Origin of the sequence: Lutimonas sp. (assembly GCF_051011215.1) — a bacterium.
Classification (GTDB): Bacteria; Bacteroidota; Bacteroidia; order Flavobacteriales; family Flavobacteriaceae; genus Lutimonas.
Genome location: NZ_JBPCUJ010000159.1, coordinates 16336 through 33520, shown reverse-complemented (window position 1 = coordinate 33520; position 17185 = coordinate 16336). Strand labels below are relative to the sequence as shown.

The following is a 17185-nucleotide window of genomic DNA, read 5'->3' as shown; positions in this document are numbered from 1 at the left end:
GCATCCTATCAATATTATTGTGTGCCAAAGGTGGAGAAAGCAGCGTACCTTATCGCATCTCTTGTTGATTGGCAAAAATATAATATGCTCGAAGGTGAAGCTAACATTTTCTTTGAGAAAACCTATGTTGGCAAGACCATTTTGGACACAAGATATTCATCAGATACATTGGAAATATCCCTTGGTCAAGACAAAAGTGTACGTGTTGATAGAAATATAATTAGTGATTACTCATCAAAAAAGATGGTTGGTAGTCGAAAAGAAGAATCTAAACATTGGAATATTTCTGTTAGAAATAACAAATCTGAACAGATTGAATTGCTTTTAATAGATCAGATTCCCGTATCAAGAATGGATGACATCAAAGTAGAAGTTGAACAAAAGTCAGGAGGTAAGATTGATTCTAATTCAGGTAAGGTAAGTTGGGACCTAACTATTGATTCAAATGATCAAAAAGAAATTGAGATCAAATACTCAGTAAAATATCCAAAAAACAGGAACCTAGTTATCGAATGAACTATGCCCAGTAAGTTATCACTTATTAGATATGTTCTTCTTTTAATAACAATTTAACAACTGATGTTTATCTGAAATATAGATTTGGAATTAATTCAAGAGCAATTTAAAATGACAATAAAAAAAATAATTTTATTATTATCAATATTCTATTACAACACAAGTATAAATTCCCAAAACATACATTCCGAAAACACTTTAGGTGAAAACTATACTATCAAGTCAAAAATTTTAAAAGAAGACAGACAGATTCAAATATTTATACCTGAAAGTTATGAAAAAACAGATGAAAAGTTCGCTGTTTTATACCTACTTGATGGTCAAAGATTATTCCCTTTTGGTGTAAGCTTATTAAAATCATTTACTCAATTTAAACAGACACCGGAATTTATCATTGTAGGAATTACAAACAAATACCCTGATAGGTTTGGGCATTTTAGTGATGAAGAAAAAAAATTCTTGACATTTATCGAAGAAGATGTAATCTCTTTTGTTGATAATAATTTTCGAACTTCAAATGAACGCTTAATATTTGGTTGGGAATATGGTGGAAGTTTTGTAATTCAAACTATGATTGACAGATCCGATCTTTTCGATGCTTATTTGGTTGCAAGCCCTTTCCCTTTGACAAACAAAATTAGTGAATTAGATAAATTTCTTTCAAAAAAAATGATTCCTGATAAAATGTTATATTTTTCGGTAAGCCCAAATGAAAATCAAGTTAATGTTGGGATTAAAAAATTGGATAGCTTGCTAAAACTGAAAGCTTCTAAAACCTTGAACTGGACTTATAAAGAATTAGAAAATGAAGAACATCGATCTACACCTTATTCAACTATCTATTCTGGTGTAAAAAACTTTTATCAATATTACCCTGAATTACAATTCAATAACCTTGAAGAATTTACAAACGCAGGTGGACTAAATTATGTAAATGAATACTACAAAAAAAGAGCTTTAGAATATGGGTTTTCCAGCAAACTTTCTGATTGGACAATGTTTAGTTTGACAAGAAATGCCATAAGAGCAAATGAATATAAGCAGTTTAACATACTCGTAAATGAATTTGAGAAAACGGGATTTCTCGAAAGAATAAGAATAAACCGGTCTTGTTTGATTGCAGAATTTTATTTAGCAAATAAACAATACGATAAATCCATCGAGATATTTAATCTTCTTGCAGAAAAACACCCAAATGCCGAAAGACCTCTCAAAGGATTAGGTGATTCTTATAACGCGCTTCTGGATAAAAGAAAAGCTTCTATATACTACGGAAAAGCTAAAAAGTTATCGAAAAGCAAATCTGACTAAAATAATAACAAGTGCCAACAACATGTTTAATTAATTGCTCGTACTCGCCTACCTACGAAAGTCCTCGCGGACTTTCTATCTGTGATTTATTTGCTAAATTAGTTGCTTAACCAAGCAACTAACCATACCCAATAGGTTGGATGCAATTAAAAAATGAATTATGAGATTATTTGTAACCATAATTATTTTTAGTTTTCTATTCATTGGATGCACTTCAAAAGACACTAAAGGTTATGCTGATTCGGTATACCTAAATGGAAAAATCTATACTGTAAATAATGAACAACCATGGGCAGAAGCGATGGCCATTAAAGATGGAAAATTCATTAAGATTGGAATTAACGATGAGGTTGAAGCCACCAAAGGTCCAAATACGGAAGTATTTGACCTAAAAGGGCAATTTGTAATGCCAGGAATTGGCGATGCCCATATTCATCCCGCACTGCTTATGCCAAAGCGTGCCTTCTGCGCTTTGCCAGGCACTTTTTACGAGCCCACTGAAGAAGAAATTATCAAAGCTCTAAAAGAAGGAATAGCTAATTACCCTGAAGATAGAGAATGGTTTGTAGCACAGGGTTACACGACTCCTGCAATGTCTGAAGAAACCTTAACACGAGAATTCTTAGATCAGTTGATACCCGATAAACCTGCCTGGATAGAAGATGAATCCGGACATCGAGCATGGTTCAACACAAAAGCGATGGAAATTGTAGGTGTGGATAAATCCTTTGAAGACACCCCTGAGGCTTTCTTCAGTAGAACGTCAGATGGTGACTTGGCAGGTGTGGCGTTAGAAGGTGCTATGAACCCGTTTTTGGATGTGGTATTACCTACTCTGGACAAAGAAGTGCAGAAAGCAGGTTATACTAGAATGTTAGATGACGCTCTTTCAAAAGGTGTTACCATGTTTGGTGATGCTTATGTCTTTGAAGGGGATTTAGAAGCGTATGAAGAATTGAATAAAGAGGGCAAGATTAAACAGTATGCTATGCTTTACCTCAAAGGAAACCTTGGTACGCCTGAATTAACGCCTGTTGACACACTTGAAAAATGGTGGAGAGAGCATGATTTACCAGGCAAAAAGGGGGTGAAATTAGGAATGGGTGGTGCCATTGAATCCGCATCTGAGGTGTTAGTAGACGGTTATCTAGATCCAAATAATGAGGCACGTCCAGTAATCCCAGCAGAAGAGTTTGCCGCATACATGAAGGAATTAGATGACGCAGGCTTTCAAGTGATAGTTCACGCAATTGGTGATGGAACGGTAAGAGCCACTATAGATGGATATGAAAAAGTTATTCAGGAAAGAGGAAACAATAATTTAAGGCATAGAATCGACCATGCCAGTTTGATTTATCCTGATGACTTCTCGCGTTTAACTGAGAATGAGATTGCAGTCACAATTTGGCCACAGTTAAATGCACCTATTGGTTATAACATTGAAAATGTACTTCCAATGCTAAAGCCTGAAACAAGAAAGAGAATGTATGATAATAAGAATCGCCTTGAAGCGGGTATTAAGATTTTTAATCATTCAGACGCACCTGCTGCTACCTTCTGGCCTTGGTGGGGTATGGAGGCTGCCATTACACGTGGTTTCCCGGGCAAACCAGAAAACGGCAAGCTCAATGAAGATCAAGCAATTTCTGTTGAGGATTGTATCGAAATCTACACAATAAATACTGCTTGGGCCTTAAAAGTAGATGATGTGACAGGGTCAATTGAGGAAGGAAAATTTGCAGATTTTATTTTACTAAATCATAACCTTTTAGAAATTCCCCCAACAGAAATTCATGCAACAGAAATTATTCAAACAGTTATTAAGGGCGAAGAGGTTTTCTCTAATTTAAAATAGCAGCATACAACATAGTGTTTAGGACATAGTGCATACCCTTTGGGATAGGCACCATGCACTAAACGTTGGCTAATTAACCCAAAAGAATATATGACACTAAAAACGAAAAAGAGTTTTACATTTTATTTAACCTTAGTCTTAATCACTAGTGTTTTTTGTATCTCAGCGATTGGGCAAACCGATCTTAATAAACAAAATTGGATTCACGGCTCAGAGGATTGCGAAAAAAATACTGATGAACCCATACAAGTAGTTCAATACGACGAAAGCACCTGGATCTTAAGGCAAAATATGTGCACTAACTATGAGGCTCCATTTATGTTTTTATTTTTAGGTCAAAAAAAAGCATTATTGATGGACACAGGAGCTACAAGGGAAGAAGAATATTTCCCATTATATAAGACAGTTAATATTATTGTAGATACTTGGCAAAAACAGCAAAATAAAAAAATAGAATTAATTGTGGCTCATACGCATAAACACGGAGATCATTTTTCTGCAGATACCCAGTTTAAAGAAAAAGCAAATACAACCATAGTTGGTCTTGAAAAAACTGATGTTATCGATTTCTTTAAGTTAACAAGTTGGCCTACTGATATTGTTGATTTTGAACTTGGAAACAGAATTTTAAAGATTGTTCCAATACCTGGACATCAGGAAGCATCAATTGCAATATATGATACATCATCTAAGCTATTACTAACAGGTGATACATTTTACCCTGGCCGTCTTTATGTTGAGGATTGGTCTTCTTTTAAAACAAGTGTTAATCGACTGGTTGAATTTTCAAAGAAACATGAGATTAAATATATCCTTGGAAATCACATTGAAATGACTTCAACCGACGGTGTTGACTTTCCAATGGGCTCAACCAATCATCCTGAAGAGCACAAGCTTCCCTTAAATGTCGAAGACTTAGAATCACTTCAATCATCACTTAACAATTTAGGAGATAAACCAACTAAAAAAGCACATAAAAATTTTATAATTTACCCCATTAATTAACTGGCCATAACACTGTGTGAAATTTATACTAACTTTAAAGAATAAGTAAGTTCAAATAAAACCAACTAACATTTGTACTAGGCTAAAAACCCTCTGGATTTTAAGCTTCCTAGATTTTAATCGAGATCGTTGGCAACCATAAAATTAAAACTAAATGATGAATTCAAAAATTGTAAAAATCGATGCAGGTCGCAAGTTGAATGTTTTAGGTGATAATCAGATCATTAAACTCTCTGCTAAAGACACTAATGGACAATTCTCATTGATAGAACAGAATAATGATCCCGGAACCGGAATACCTCTTCATGTTCACCAGGACGAAGACGAAGTTTTTCACGTTTTACTAGGACAGATTGAAATTACAATTGGTGAAGAAATGACAACATTGAATTCAGGAGATCTTATATTTTGTCCAAGAGGCATTCCACATTCATTTAAAGTAGTAGGAGATCAAAAAGCAAAAGTTATGCTAAGCATTTTTCCAGCAGGGCTTGAAAATATGTTCGAAGAATTAGCAGTATTACCAGCTGGTCCTCCAGATCCAGAAAAAGTTGTTGAAATTTGTGGTAAGTATAACATAAGTTTTATCTAATTGAAATACTTTTGCCAACATTAGCCAAAAGAAAATACTTGTTTTCTGGAGACACATTCATCCTGAGCCCCATTACAGACGGATATCCCAAGACGCAACTAAAATGGATAAAACTGAATGATGAACAATAAAATAACCCTTACCAACAACGGGTATAAGCAATGGCTTCAATCCGTCTTTAAAAGGAAAATCAGATTGGAAAGAAATAAAATATCACCAACATTAGTGGAGAGCTGCTGCTCATCCCTACACCGTTAGAGCACATAAAAAGATTACTAACAAACTAATTATAAAATAGTATGATACAAAAAAGATTACTTCGGCTGTTACCGATATTATTAATAACTCTCCTGCTTGGAAGTTGTGCTTCTACTTCAAAAGCTCCTGAAAGTAAAAGTAATGAAGCAAAATCGTTCAATGCCCTTGCAGATAAAGGAACAGTTTATCTCTATCGAACAGGAAGGGCAGTAGGAGCAGCAGGACAATTAATTGTGAAAATTAATTCTATGGATGCTGGTGGAACGGGTCCGGGTACATTTTTCAAATGGGATTTGAAACCAGGAACTTATACGTTTTCATCGTCCACCGGTGAAAGTTCTGCTGTTGTGCAAATAGATGTCAAAGCTGGTCAGATATATTTTGTGAGACAAGATGCCAGAATGGGAATAAATAATGGTAGGGTCACAATAAAAGAAGTAGATTCTAATAAAGGCCAGAAAGAACTAAATAATTGCAAATTATTGGTCAGTTCCTATATACCTGAATAATTGATGGTAAAATTTAATATACAATTCATTAATCTAAACGAAATGATAGTTTAGCAAAAATATGTCCAAACAGTTTATTTAAGCAATTAAAAAGGCTCACATAACAAACGTTAACTGTAATTAAATGAAAAAATAGTCTTCCTACATCTATTTTTTATTTTTGCCCTTTCAGGTTTTTCTCAGTTACCATCTGAGCCAGAGGAACAAATCTCTTTTGCGAAAGAAGATAAAACCTTAGCATATTATTTTGCTCAATCGGTTTTATGGTGGAACGAACTACAGAAAGATTTAAAAAACGAAAAAAGTTGCTACAACTATTACCTTGCTAGTCGTAATGCTCAGGGAACTGCCAACTGGAGTACAGATTATGTTAATGAAGGGCCTAACTTGATGCTCGGGGAAGACATTTTTAAGATAATGGATGAACACCGTAACTGATTTATTGCTACTGCGCGCTTATTTAATATAATCCATGAGGATTTTCTATTCGGTTTGTATTTATTAAATTAGTTCTTTAACACACAACTACTCATAATCTGGCCGTTGTACACCATTTAAAAAATGAAAGAATTCAAAGAGTACATAAATGAAATTTGTAAAATTGAAGAGGCTACTTTTAAAGAATTGGAGAAGTGCTTTCAGCTAACTGAATTACGAAAAAATGAATATTTTGCTCGTGAGGGAGAATTTGCAAAGCAGATTGGTTTTTTGAAGGAAGGAATAGTAAGGGCCTATTTTTTAAATCAAGAAGGAAAAGAGTATAGCAAACAGTTCTTTGTTGCCCCTTCGATTATTGGAGCTTACACATCGTTGCTTACAAAACAACCTAATAATATAGCTCAACAAGCCTTGACAGATTGCGAAGTATTCGTTGCTGATTTCTCAAAAATTGAAAAGTTGTATGATAAATTTCACGATTTAGAAAGATTAGGTCGAAGAATAGCAGAATACTATTTTTTAGAAAAGGAACAAAAAGAAATTGAAATGGCGTTATTAGATGCTGACGAACGGTATCTGATAATGAGAGAACGTTTTCCTGCTCTGGAAACCATTATTCCTCAATATTATATTGCATCATACTTAGGAATCTCTCCTACTCAATTAAGCAGAATTCGAAGAAAGATGAAACAATCCTAAATTCGTTTACATATGTAAATGACCAGTAGCGTTTAATGCTAGAACTTTGTCATGTTTTAAAAATCAAAATTTTATCATCATGACAAATAAAAATAGAATTGTTTACATGGGTTTCTTTTCAAGCTTACTCATTATGCTTTTTAGCAACTGTGCCATTCAACCAAAAGCTTGGAATCCATCTCCAGAAACTGAATTCAAGGGGGAAATTTCGTTAAATGAGAAACTGACAAATGCTTCTCAGATTCACCTTTTGGGATATTTTGGAGCTGAGGAATTTGCGGTTGACAAAGCCGGTAATATATTTTGTGGGGTACACAAAGGCAAAAAAGATTTTTCTTCAGGTGCTATTCTTAAAATAAGCCCGGATGATTCGATTGAAGAATTTTTAGTAACTAATAATTGGGTTACAGGAATGCAGTTTGATAAAAATGGAGCATTGATAGCATTAATGAATGATGTTGGGTTGATAAAAATTAATGCAAACAAATCAATTGATACCTTGCTTACAAAAACGCCTCAAGGAAAACCAATTCTAATGGGTACTGGATTAAAAATAGCTTCCGATGGAGTCATTTATTTTACAAACATGTCTTCCACTGATAAAACTTCCTGGAAATATGTCAATAAATTAATTTTAGAAATGAAACCAACCGGAGGCGTTTATTCATATAATCCTAAAACAAAAATGACCACTACAATATCTGAAGGAAATTACTTTGGCAATGGATTAGAAATTTCTGCAAATGAAGAATTTATTTTAGTCTCCGAAACCTCAAAATATAGAATATTGAAATATTGGATTGAGGGTGACAAAAAGGGACAATCAGAAGTCTTTATTGATAATTTAGCAGGCTTTCCAAATAATATTTCCAAAAGTGAAAACGGAAATTACTGGGTTGGTTTTACTACTAAGCGAAATGAACAATTGGATAAAATTCATCCGAAAGTAAGAATGAAAAAAATCATTTATAGCTTGCCTTCCTTTGTTCAACCTAAACCCGAAAAATTTGGGATGGTCTTGGAAGTTTCAGAAAGAGGTGAAATATTACAATCCTTGTTTGATTCTAAAGGCAAAATTGTAACGGAGGCAGGTGCTGTTATTGAACACAATGGACACTTATATTTAGGAGGAGATATCGTTTCTTATGTTTCAAAATCAAAACTCAATTAACGATGATTTCAGAAATTCTTCTTTTTTTATCAAGTTGTATCTTGGGAATATTTTTAGGCGCTCAAATTGCTGAAGCGATGTTGTTTGTTCCTTATTGGAAGAAACTTTCAGCAGATGATTTCTTCGAACTTCATAAAACTTATGGCAAAAAAATCTATCAATTTTTTTCCCCTCTGACAATTGTTTCTACTTTCATACCTTTGATAACAGTGGGCTATCATATTATCCATTCAGATGAAAATCAATTACTTTTTGGATTAATGGGATTCTCAACAGTTGCATTTTTTTCAACATATTTTATGTTTTTCAAAAATTCAAATAAGAGCTTTGCAGAAAGAAGTCTATCAAATGATGAACTTCCTCTCGAATTAATAAGATGGGAAAATTGGCATTGGGGTAGAATTTGTTTTGAATTCATAGCCTTTGGATGTTCCTTACTCTTATTGATTAAAAGTTAAAATGAAAAACGTGCACAACATTAGATAAAATCAATAGGGGGCATTATGCCGCTGCTGTGTTTTGCAGATACGTTGGCTGTAATTAAATCAAATAACAATGAAGGTTTTACCAAAAGAAATTAATAACAATTATAGAGGTAGAAAGATAGCGTTGTATTTTTTCTACCTGTTTACAATTATCACTATTGTAAGGAGCCTCATCCATATGTTTGCTCCTGACGGAGGAGCTCAAAGCATAGCGACAATCCCCTTGGATACTTTTAGTATTGAAGGCGCCAGTGTGGTGATACTTATTTTTTCGCTTTGGGGTTTATCGCAACTCATTATGGGGATTTTTTATGCTATTGTTAGTTGGAGATATAAATCATTAATACCGTTAATGTACCTATTTATCTTTGTTGAGTATGTTCTGCGTTTGGTATTAGGAATTCTCAAACCAATTGAAACCATCGGGACAGCTCCGGGAGCAATTATCAATTATATTTTTCCTCCTTTAGCTATTATTTTGTTTCTGTTGTCAATAAATTTCAGAAAACCCTCGCTATGAAAAAATTATCAAGACCTTTCTTAACCATTGGAGGTTGTATCATTTTTATGATCATCCTAGGAATCCTTTTTATTCGCCTTCAAGCTCCGGAGATAAAATTATCAAAATCGATTCCAGCGATTGACAAAACAAGAGAAGCACATATACTCACTGCTTTCTTTGGTCTTGATAACGCGTTACCTTGGGCTGCTATTGGCTTGTCTTGGAATGCTCCTGGCAAAGATGGTATGCCTGTAGTGTTTTCACAAGAGGTAGATCCAAAAATGTTGGAGCCTTCAGATTTCGAGATTACCACTGAAAAAGGCAATACCCATATTCCTGATGATGTGACACTGCTCCCCGCAAATGAAGAGTTTGAACTCAGGACTGTCTTGTTGATAGGTGATTATGGAGACCATCCAGATAATGAACCCGTAACGGTAAAAATTGTTGGAGACTTAACGAGTCGTTCCGGTCAAAACTACAAAGGTCAGCATATTCGTGTAATACCCTTGGAAGAAGGACCCATTCTGAGTTATGCTGAATATTTCACATTTGATAAAGACTATCCTTATATTGAAAAAGGCAGAGGTTGTGATTGCCCGCGAGAGGATACACAAATGGTTGTCCGTGTTGTTTGGTCCGGAGGTGTAAGAGCTTTAAACGGGGATGAACTTGGTCGAAGTGAATTAAATAGTTTTGAAGTAACCATGGTTCAAGGAACAGACACAATTCGTGTATCACCATACCAATTAGCCGACTTAGCTGATAATGACAACAACATTGATGTATGTTTAAAAGAGTCAGGGATTCCGATACTCGTAAATGTAAATGAAAATGTTGCGATAGATCCGAGAGGAGATAAAAACCCTGTGACAAAAGTAAAAGTTGTGAGCAGATGGTAAAAAAGGAGCTGACATTGTATATGACAAATATGGCGCTTGATGGTTTGCGAAAGTTGTTATCTACTTGCCCTTAGCCGTAATTTGCCTAATTGAATCTATATAGTTTATAGAGCTAAGGACAAAAATGAATCTGATATATTAGTGAAAATTGACATACTTAACAAATGAATAAAAACGAATTAATAGACTTTTTTGAAAGTGGGCTAAACGAATTAATAGCTGAAATAGAACATTATAAAAAGGAGGAAAATTTATGGCGAATAGAAAAAAATATTTCGAATTCAGCTGGAAATTTAACCCTACATTTAATTGGAAACCTACATACATTTATCGGAAAAGAAATTGGAAAAACAAACTATGTTAGAAATAGAGAACTTGAATTTTCTCAAAAAAATGTTTCAAGAATAGTATTGATCAACAGCATTCATACCACAATTGAAATGGTTAAAAAATCACTGGGCTCTATTACAAACGAAGAATTGAAAAACGATTATCCTATTTTAAAGTTCTCTAAAATGGAAACAAATGAATACTTATTGGTTCATTTGATAAAACATTTGACGTATCATCTTGGACAAATAAATTATCATAGAAGACTGTTAGATGAATAATATTTCCACTAATGTTGTATAACAGGAATCACCACGAATTCACTTTTTTCGAATCCACTCAGCATCGTTGTAGTTTTAGATAAACCGAAAATAATTGTTGATTTAACCTCTAACTGACGGTTGTGTAAAATCGTTGGTAAAAGGTTGAAAAGCAACTCTAATTAAAGATTTGAATGAGGAACTTCATTTTGTTTAATGCTTCTTTATCGCCATCATTTCTCTATCACGACTTATCAACTTTAATCCTGTTACAATTCCTGCAGTATCTACAATAAAATTAAGCTTCATTGTTTGACTGGTATCTAAAAACTTATGATTTCCATAATAATTGATTTCAACCTTTTGACCTTGAGCATCACCAAAAATTTTATCTCCTTCCGTGACTATAGATAAAATGAAATCTGGCGAGAATTCATAACTCCCCAAATAAACTAACATTTCTTCTGGAGATAATTTTATAAACTCTACATTCGAAACTATAGGAGAAGTATTCATTTTATGGTCATAACTCATAATTCTTGCAGGCATCCATTTTCCATCGTCTAAAAGCCACAGGTTTGTAAATCTGGCAATCGTGCTGCCAAAAGAATGCCTTCCCGTTTGGATTGCCCCATACAACTCAGTATTATTATACAATGGAAACACTTCAATACTGCCTTTTTCTAAAACCCTCTTGATATTGTTTTCTCCTGCATTGCACACATTTGTTTTTAATGTATTTATAAATTCTTCCCTGGATTTAGTAATACCGTCTTTGTCATGATAAAATTCAAATTTCTCAGGTAATAATTCTTTGAAGACATTCAAATTGCATTCATTAAATCCTACTTCAAAAAACAAGCTGTCTTTTGTTTTTAAAATTTTAAACAATTCTTCATCATTGGAAATTTGAGCATGAAGACTATGCATAAATAGCATGACTATACTAACAACTCCTTGAATTCTTCTAATTGGAAATTTCATAATTATCTTTTAAACTAAGTTTATATATTTCCAATTAGGACGACAATTAGTGTGAAAAGATTACATGTTTTTTTATTAAATTGTTCCTCCTCACAAAAAAGTATATAAAAGGAACAAGGTGAATAATTCATTATCAGTACTCAACTACTTGTTATAATTGCTCGGGACAGTTCGAATTTCATGCTCGTGTCTCGCCGATTTTCTATTCGGTTTGTATTTGTTAAATTAGATGCTGAAAGACCTGACGAAATCATAAACGAGACCGCTGTTAAACATATGACCCATAAACTAACTTGGTTGAGCTACTGCTCGTAGCCAAACCGATGTACTTCATTAAAAAATTGATGTAATATGAAAAAATATAGATCTGGATTAATTGCTCTTGCAGTTGTATTAATTATTGTGCAATTAACAATAGTAGATTTTGAGGATTTGAGTTGGGGAAATAATTCTGGAAGTTATTTAGGAGTGTTTTCGATGGTATTATTGATTCTAGCGATGATTGCATCTAATCGTGCTGAAAAAGAATGAAAACATAAAGCAGTGAAGATAGTATCGGGATAAGCGAATCGCCAACAGGGGCAATAATTAGTTATGGCATCAAGATCAAGTCAAACAAAGAAATTCAAATAATGCTACAAAGGAATTTAAATACATGCAGTTTTGTTTACGCTATCAAATGCCTCGAGCACCTTTGCGGCAAGATGTCGGCGCACTCGACCTCAAAGCTTCAACAAAACTGTAAATTCAACAACGAACCCCAACACAAGAACGTTATGCTCCATATAAAGAAACGACTAATCCTATTTTTGTTTTTAGGTCTTTATCCATTTTATATCCAGGCTCAGGATGTAATAGCAGTTGGTGACAACGCTTTGAATTGTCTTGAAGATCCTAATTGTATCAACAGACTTCATCCATCAATTCCTATGACGTCTTTTGCAAAACCAGGAGACACCATTTATTTTAATAGCAGGAACTGCGATGATGTAGATCTTAGCCCTGATGCCCCAAAAGATCCGCGAATGGATGACCCTGAATGGGGAACTGTTCATCCAATGGCTGGTCCTGTCCATATAGAAGGTGCCGAAGCAGGGGATTTGTTAAAAGTGACTATTCATAAAATAATTCCCGGAGAATGGGCCTTTACATTAACAGATGGCGGTTTCCTACCTGATGAATTTGGAAATACACTTTCTGTAAAGTGGAAGTTAAATTCCGAATATGCAATGTCCGATGACCTTCCAGGAATCAGACTGCCCAATCGCAGCTTTCCCGGTATTGTAACTGTTTTGCCGGGAACTGAGCAACATGCGAAAATACGAGCGAGAGAAAGCGAACTATTCAAGGCAGGTGGATCTGTAATGATGCCTTATGCAACCCATGCATCGCCAATTGAAATTTGCGGTGAAGATGGTACATTTTCAGAAGAGTGTTTAAGGACAATACCTCCAAGGGAACAAGGAGGCAATTTGGACATTAGATATCTGCAGGAGGGAGTAACTATTTACTTGCCCTGCGAACTACCCGGTTGTGGCCTTGCCATTGGAGACGCACATTATATCCAAGGTGATGGAGAAGTTTCAGGAACAGCTCTTGAAATGGATGCGACTGTAATTGTGACCACCGAAGTACTGAAAGATGGTCCAAAACTTGAAAGAGGACCTCATTTTGAGGGTTCGTCAGATTTATTAAATATCCCTTCCGAACGTTTTTATGCAACAACAGGCTTCCCACTTAAGAACCGTAAAGATATTCCTTCAGATATTGCATATTTGGCCTCTGAAAAAATTCCACAGCTTGAGAATCTTTCCAAAGACATTTCTTTAGCTGCCAAAAATGCACTCCTTGAAATGATAGATTATATAAGCCATACTTATGGGTACACCAGAGAAGAATCCTATTTAATTGCATCAGTGGCTGTTGATATAAGAATTGGCCAGCTTGTTGATGTACCGAACGTTGGTGTAACGGCAATTCTTCCATTGGATATTTTTGTAAAAGATTAAGGAAGAAATGGAGCATTTAAAACTGGGTATAGCACTTTGTAAAATGGATTAAAACACAGTTTAGCAGCACCGTTCTACTTTATCATAATCAAACCAACCACCAATTATAAAATTCTTTAAATAAAAACAGACGAGAAAAACTTCGGCAACAAATTATGCCATGCTTACAGTTTGGTTTAAAATTAATTGTAATTAATAACAAACAACAGTTTCTCCATTTCTCAAGACAAGTTTCAGATCGATTATTAATAATTTTTTTAACTTACGAAAACAAATTACAAATATCATGAAACTGCGATTTTATACATTAAATATAGTAATAGCCTGCCTTTTTTTAGGTTCATGTTCTAATTTTCAAAAAGAGGTTGGTACTATGATTATTCATGGTGGGACCATTTATACGGTTGATTCTGCACAAACAACGGTAGAAGCAGTTGTAACAAAAAATGAGATAATTGTCTTTGCAGGAAGTTTTGAAGAAGCTAAAAAATATCAAAATGAACAAACTGAGATCATAGATTTAAAAAATAAGACAATGACTCCGGGCTTAATTGAAGGTCATGGACATTTTATGGGCTTAGGCTATAATGAATTAGAGCTTGACCTTATGAATACAAATAGCTATCAGGATATTATAGACGCCGTTGCTGAGAAAGTTAAAACATCTGAACCAGGCGAATGGATTATTGGTAGAGGTTGGCACCAAAGTAAATGGGATAGTTTGCCTGAAAACGTTGTTAAAGGATTTCAGACACATCATTTACTAAGTGAAATATCACCAGATAACCCCGTTTATTTAAGACATGCCAGCGGTCACGCTGGCTTCGCAAATGCTAAGGCTTTGGAAATTGCAGGTTTTAATGGTTTTACCAAAGAAGGAATTAATGCTTTTCATCTAGAAGGTGGAGAAGTTATTGTGGATCAATTTGGTAATCCAACGGGCATTTTCAATGAACGTGCTCAATCTATAATTTCTAAACATATTCCGGAAAAAACACCAGAAACAGATGTTCAAGCCTTTAAGCTAGCTATTGCAGCCTGTTATAAAAATGGTATCACAAGCTTTCATGACGCTGGTATTTCAAAAGAAACCATCGCATTATATGATGAGATGCAGTTGGCCGGGAAAATGGAAATTAGAATTTATGCCATGCTTACCGGCTGGGATGAAGAATTACTAAATGAATGGTATGAGAAAGGACCAAGGATAGATCCGGATCATCGTTTTACCATACGTTCTGTAAAATTAAATTGCGATGGTGCTTTAGGATCAAGAGGTGCTTGGCTTTTAGAATCGTACGCAGATCGTCCAGATCACTTTGGCCACGAAACACTTCCGATGGATTTTGTACATAAAACGGCCATAAAAGGGCTTAAAAACAATTTTCAAGTCTGTTCACATGCTATTGGAGATCGTGCGAATAGAGAAATTCTTGATCGTTATGAATCTGCCTTCACTGAAATGTCTATGTTAGAAGCCGATCATAGATTCCGTATTGAACATGCGCAACATTTACACCCAGATGATATTCCTCGTTTTGCACATTTAAATGTAATTCCTGCAATGCAGGCAGTGCACATGTCGTCGGACAGGCCATGGGCCATTGACCGTTTAGGAGAAAAACGAATCAAAGAAGGTGCCTACATGTGGCAGGATTTATTACAAAGCGGTGTTCCTATTGTTAATGGTACGGATGTGCCAGTTGAACCCATTAATCCGATAGCTAGTTTCTATGCCAGTGTAAGCCGAAAGACGCTTAAAGGAATTCCTGAAGGTGGTTATGAACCAGCGCAAAAAATGACCCGGGTACAAGCATTAAAATCGTATACGTTAGATGCTGCGTATGGGGCCTTCGAAGAAAACATTAAAGGTTCAATTAGCATTGGTAAGCTTGCTGATTTTACAATTTACGATCAAGATTTGATGACTGTTGATGAAAATCAGATTTTAAATACTGAAATCGTCATGACTATTTTTAATGGTAAAGTAGTTTACGAGAAGATTGAATAAGAGTAATTTTCTTTCTAATTTCTCTATCTTGCAATGAAGCCTTGGTACTAGCAAACTAGTCCTCTTGGGCGATGTTGCAACGAAGACTATTACTTTTCGTTGTGTGAAATGAAAACCATCCTGGAAAACAAAATGATTTTACCTAAAAGCGACTTTCTAAAAGCAAGAGATTTTATACTGACAAATGCGAGAATGATTGAAAGACGTTTGTTTGAATTTCATTTTGCAAACGGAGATATGAATGGTGTTTTTCATGCAGTTTATGCGTATCGCAATCCTGATGGTGGATTTGGACACGGAATGGAACCAGATACAGCATCACCTGAAAGTCAACCTTTGTTCAGCATCATGGCACTTGAAACGCTTGATGAAGTTGGTTATCTGACTAAAGAAGTCATTCTAAACGACTTTATGCCGTATTTTGAAAGAATAACTACTGCAAAAGGAGGTATTCCTTGGATGTTCAGACCTAAAAGTGATTATCCGTGCGAAGGACATTTTAAAACGGTTAAAGAATGGGCGGCTTTAAGCACTACTGCACCATTACTGGGAATTTTAGAGAAATATGAGCTTGATATTCCCTGGATGAAAAAAGCAGAAGAGTTTGTTTGGAGTGAATTTGAAAGAATTCAAGATAAACATGCCTTTTGTTATTTATGTGTACCAAGATGGTTGACGTTTTTGAAACATACAAAAAGTCGTAAAAAAGCTGAAGCAACAATAAATAATCTGAAAAACTGGATATCGAATAAGGGAATAATCTGTGAAGACAAAACTGATGAAAGTTGGGGATTATATGGAAAACCACATAGTTTAAATTATGCTACCTCACCTAATGGAATTCTATATTCAACCTTTACCAATGAAATGCTTCAATCGGACTTACATGAATTAATTCATAGACAAAAAGAAGATGGGCGATGGGACACCTGGTATGGTATCAGTGAGGGGACAAAATTAGAATGGGCTGGAATACAAACTTTATATGCGTTGAAAATATTAAAAAATTACGATAGAATCGAGAAATAAAAACGACACGCAACAATGTATGATTTCGGTTTCGGCGAATTCGACCAGGCTCAAATCCATTCGGAATTGTTATGGATGTGTCAAAATTGTAAAAGAACGCATTTTAACCGGTTCCTGATGTTTTTACAATCATTGTAGGTTTTCTTTAAAAATGTTCACCTGTAAAAATTGCGAGTTTGAATTCGAAGAAAAATCTTGTCCGAATTGTTTCCATAGCAAGGTGCACATTTTTTGGCGCGTTATGTGAATCATCGCAGTCTTTTTAGATTCATTGTATTTAGTATACAGATTATTCTATTGCTTTTTGGTTGGCTTATTT

At 34.8% G+C, this 17185-nt stretch carries 17 protein-coding genes; 16 read left to right on the top strand and 1 reads right to left on the bottom strand.

Annotated elements, in window-relative coordinates; all coding sequences use genetic code 11:
• From ACR2MV_RS15175 to ACR2MV_RS15120, 12 genes are all read left to right on the top strand, one after another.
• Positions 1 to 516: DUF4139 domain-containing protein (locus tag ACR2MV_RS15175; RefSeq protein WP_434022995.1), on the top strand; the 516-nt coding region annotated here is incomplete at its 5' end.
• Between the two features lie 84 nt (positions 517 to 600).
• Entirely contained in the window at positions 601 to 1827 is a 1227-nt protein-coding gene (locus ACR2MV_RS15170; RefSeq protein ID WP_434022994.1) for an alpha/beta hydrolase-fold protein, read from the top strand.
• A 160-nt stretch (positions 1828 to 1987) separates the two neighbouring features.
• Positions 1988 to 3682 (top strand): amidohydrolase, encoded by a 1695-nt coding sequence (locus tag ACR2MV_RS15165; protein ID WP_434022993.1) that lies wholly within the window; start codon positions 1988 to 1990, stop codon positions 3680 to 3682.
• Positions 3683 to 3772: 90 nt separating this feature from the next.
• Complete coding sequence (locus tag ACR2MV_RS15160) at positions 3773 to 4687, top strand: MBL fold metallo-hydrolase (RefSeq protein ID WP_434022991.1); 915 nt, start codon at positions 3773 to 3775, stop codon at positions 4685 to 4687.
• Between the two features lie 154 nt (positions 4688 to 4841).
• Entirely contained in the window at positions 4842 to 5279 is a 438-nt protein-coding gene (locus tag ACR2MV_RS15155; RefSeq protein WP_434022990.1) for a cupin domain-containing protein, read from the top strand.
• A 299-nt stretch (positions 5280 to 5578) separates the two neighbouring features.
• Positions 5579 to 6046 (top strand): DUF2846 domain-containing protein, encoded by a 468-nt coding sequence (locus ACR2MV_RS15150; RefSeq protein WP_434022989.1) that lies wholly within the window; start codon positions 5579 to 5581, stop codon positions 6044 to 6046.
• A 561-nt stretch (positions 6047 to 6607) separates the two neighbouring features.
• On the top strand, positions 6608 to 7183 hold the full coding sequence (locus ACR2MV_RS15145) for a Crp/Fnr family transcriptional regulator (RefSeq protein ID WP_434022987.1): 576 nt from the start codon (positions 6608 to 6610) through the stop codon (positions 7181 to 7183).
• A gap of 79 nt (positions 7184 to 7262) precedes the next feature.
• Positions 7263 to 8354, top strand: a complete 1092-nt coding sequence (locus ACR2MV_RS15140) for an SMP-30/gluconolactonase/LRE family protein (protein WP_434022986.1) — start codon at positions 7263 to 7265, stop codon at positions 8352 to 8354.
• A gap of 2 nt (positions 8355 to 8356) precedes the next feature.
• Positions 8357 to 8812 carry a hypothetical protein gene (locus tag ACR2MV_RS15135; protein ID WP_434022984.1) on the top strand — a complete coding sequence of 152 codons (456 nt, stop codon included), beginning with the start codon at positions 8357 to 8359 and terminating at the stop codon, positions 8810 to 8812.
• Positions 8813 to 8909: 97 nt separating this feature from the next.
• Positions 8910 to 9359 carry a hypothetical protein gene (locus tag ACR2MV_RS15130; RefSeq protein ID WP_434022982.1) on the top strand — a complete coding sequence of 150 codons (450 nt, stop codon included), beginning with the start codon at positions 8910 to 8912 and terminating at the stop codon, positions 9357 to 9359.
• A complete protein-coding gene (locus ACR2MV_RS15125) occupies positions 9356 to 10243 on the top strand; it encodes a hypothetical protein (RefSeq protein ID WP_434022980.1) in 888 nt (295 codons plus the stop codon). The genes ACR2MV_RS15130 and ACR2MV_RS15125 overlap by 4 nt, the downstream gene beginning before the upstream one ends.
• Before the next feature lie 164 nt (positions 10244 to 10407).
• Complete coding sequence (locus ACR2MV_RS15120; RefSeq protein WP_434022978.1) at positions 10408 to 10854, top strand: DUF1572 family protein; 447 nt, start codon at positions 10408 to 10410, stop codon at positions 10852 to 10854.
• A 192-nt stretch (positions 10855 to 11046) separates the two neighbouring features.
• Here ACR2MV_RS15120 and ACR2MV_RS15115 read toward each other — a convergent pair whose 3' ends face one another.
• Positions 11047 to 11817, bottom strand: a complete 771-nt coding sequence (locus tag ACR2MV_RS15115) for a hypothetical protein (protein WP_434022976.1) — start codon at positions 11815 to 11817, stop codon at positions 11047 to 11049.
• A gap of 351 nt (positions 11818 to 12168) precedes the next feature.
• On the opposite strand from ACR2MV_RS15115, the gene ACR2MV_RS15110 reads away from it, so the two are divergent.
• The 4 genes from ACR2MV_RS15110 to ACR2MV_RS15095 all read left to right on the top strand — a co-directional run bounded on the left by ACR2MV_RS15110 (position 12169) and on the right by ACR2MV_RS15095 (position 16866).
• Entirely contained in the window at positions 12169 to 12348 is a 180-nt protein-coding gene (locus ACR2MV_RS15110) for a hypothetical protein (RefSeq protein ID WP_434022974.1), read from the top strand.
• Positions 12349 to 12593: 245 nt separating this feature from the next.
• Positions 12594 to 13826, top strand: a complete 1233-nt coding sequence (locus ACR2MV_RS15105) for an acetamidase/formamidase family protein (RefSeq protein WP_434022973.1) — start codon at positions 12594 to 12596, stop codon at positions 13824 to 13826.
• A 286-nt stretch (positions 13827 to 14112) separates the two neighbouring features.
• Positions 14113 to 15837: an amidohydrolase gene (locus ACR2MV_RS15100; RefSeq protein WP_434022971.1), complete on the top strand. Its 1725-nt coding sequence runs from the start codon at positions 14113 to 14115 to the stop codon at positions 15835 to 15837.
• 108 nt (positions 15838 to 15945) lie between these two features.
• Entirely contained in the window at positions 15946 to 16866 is a 921-nt protein-coding gene (locus ACR2MV_RS15095) for a hypothetical protein (RefSeq protein WP_434022970.1), read from the top strand.
• Positions 16867 to 17185 lie beyond the last annotated feature (319 nt).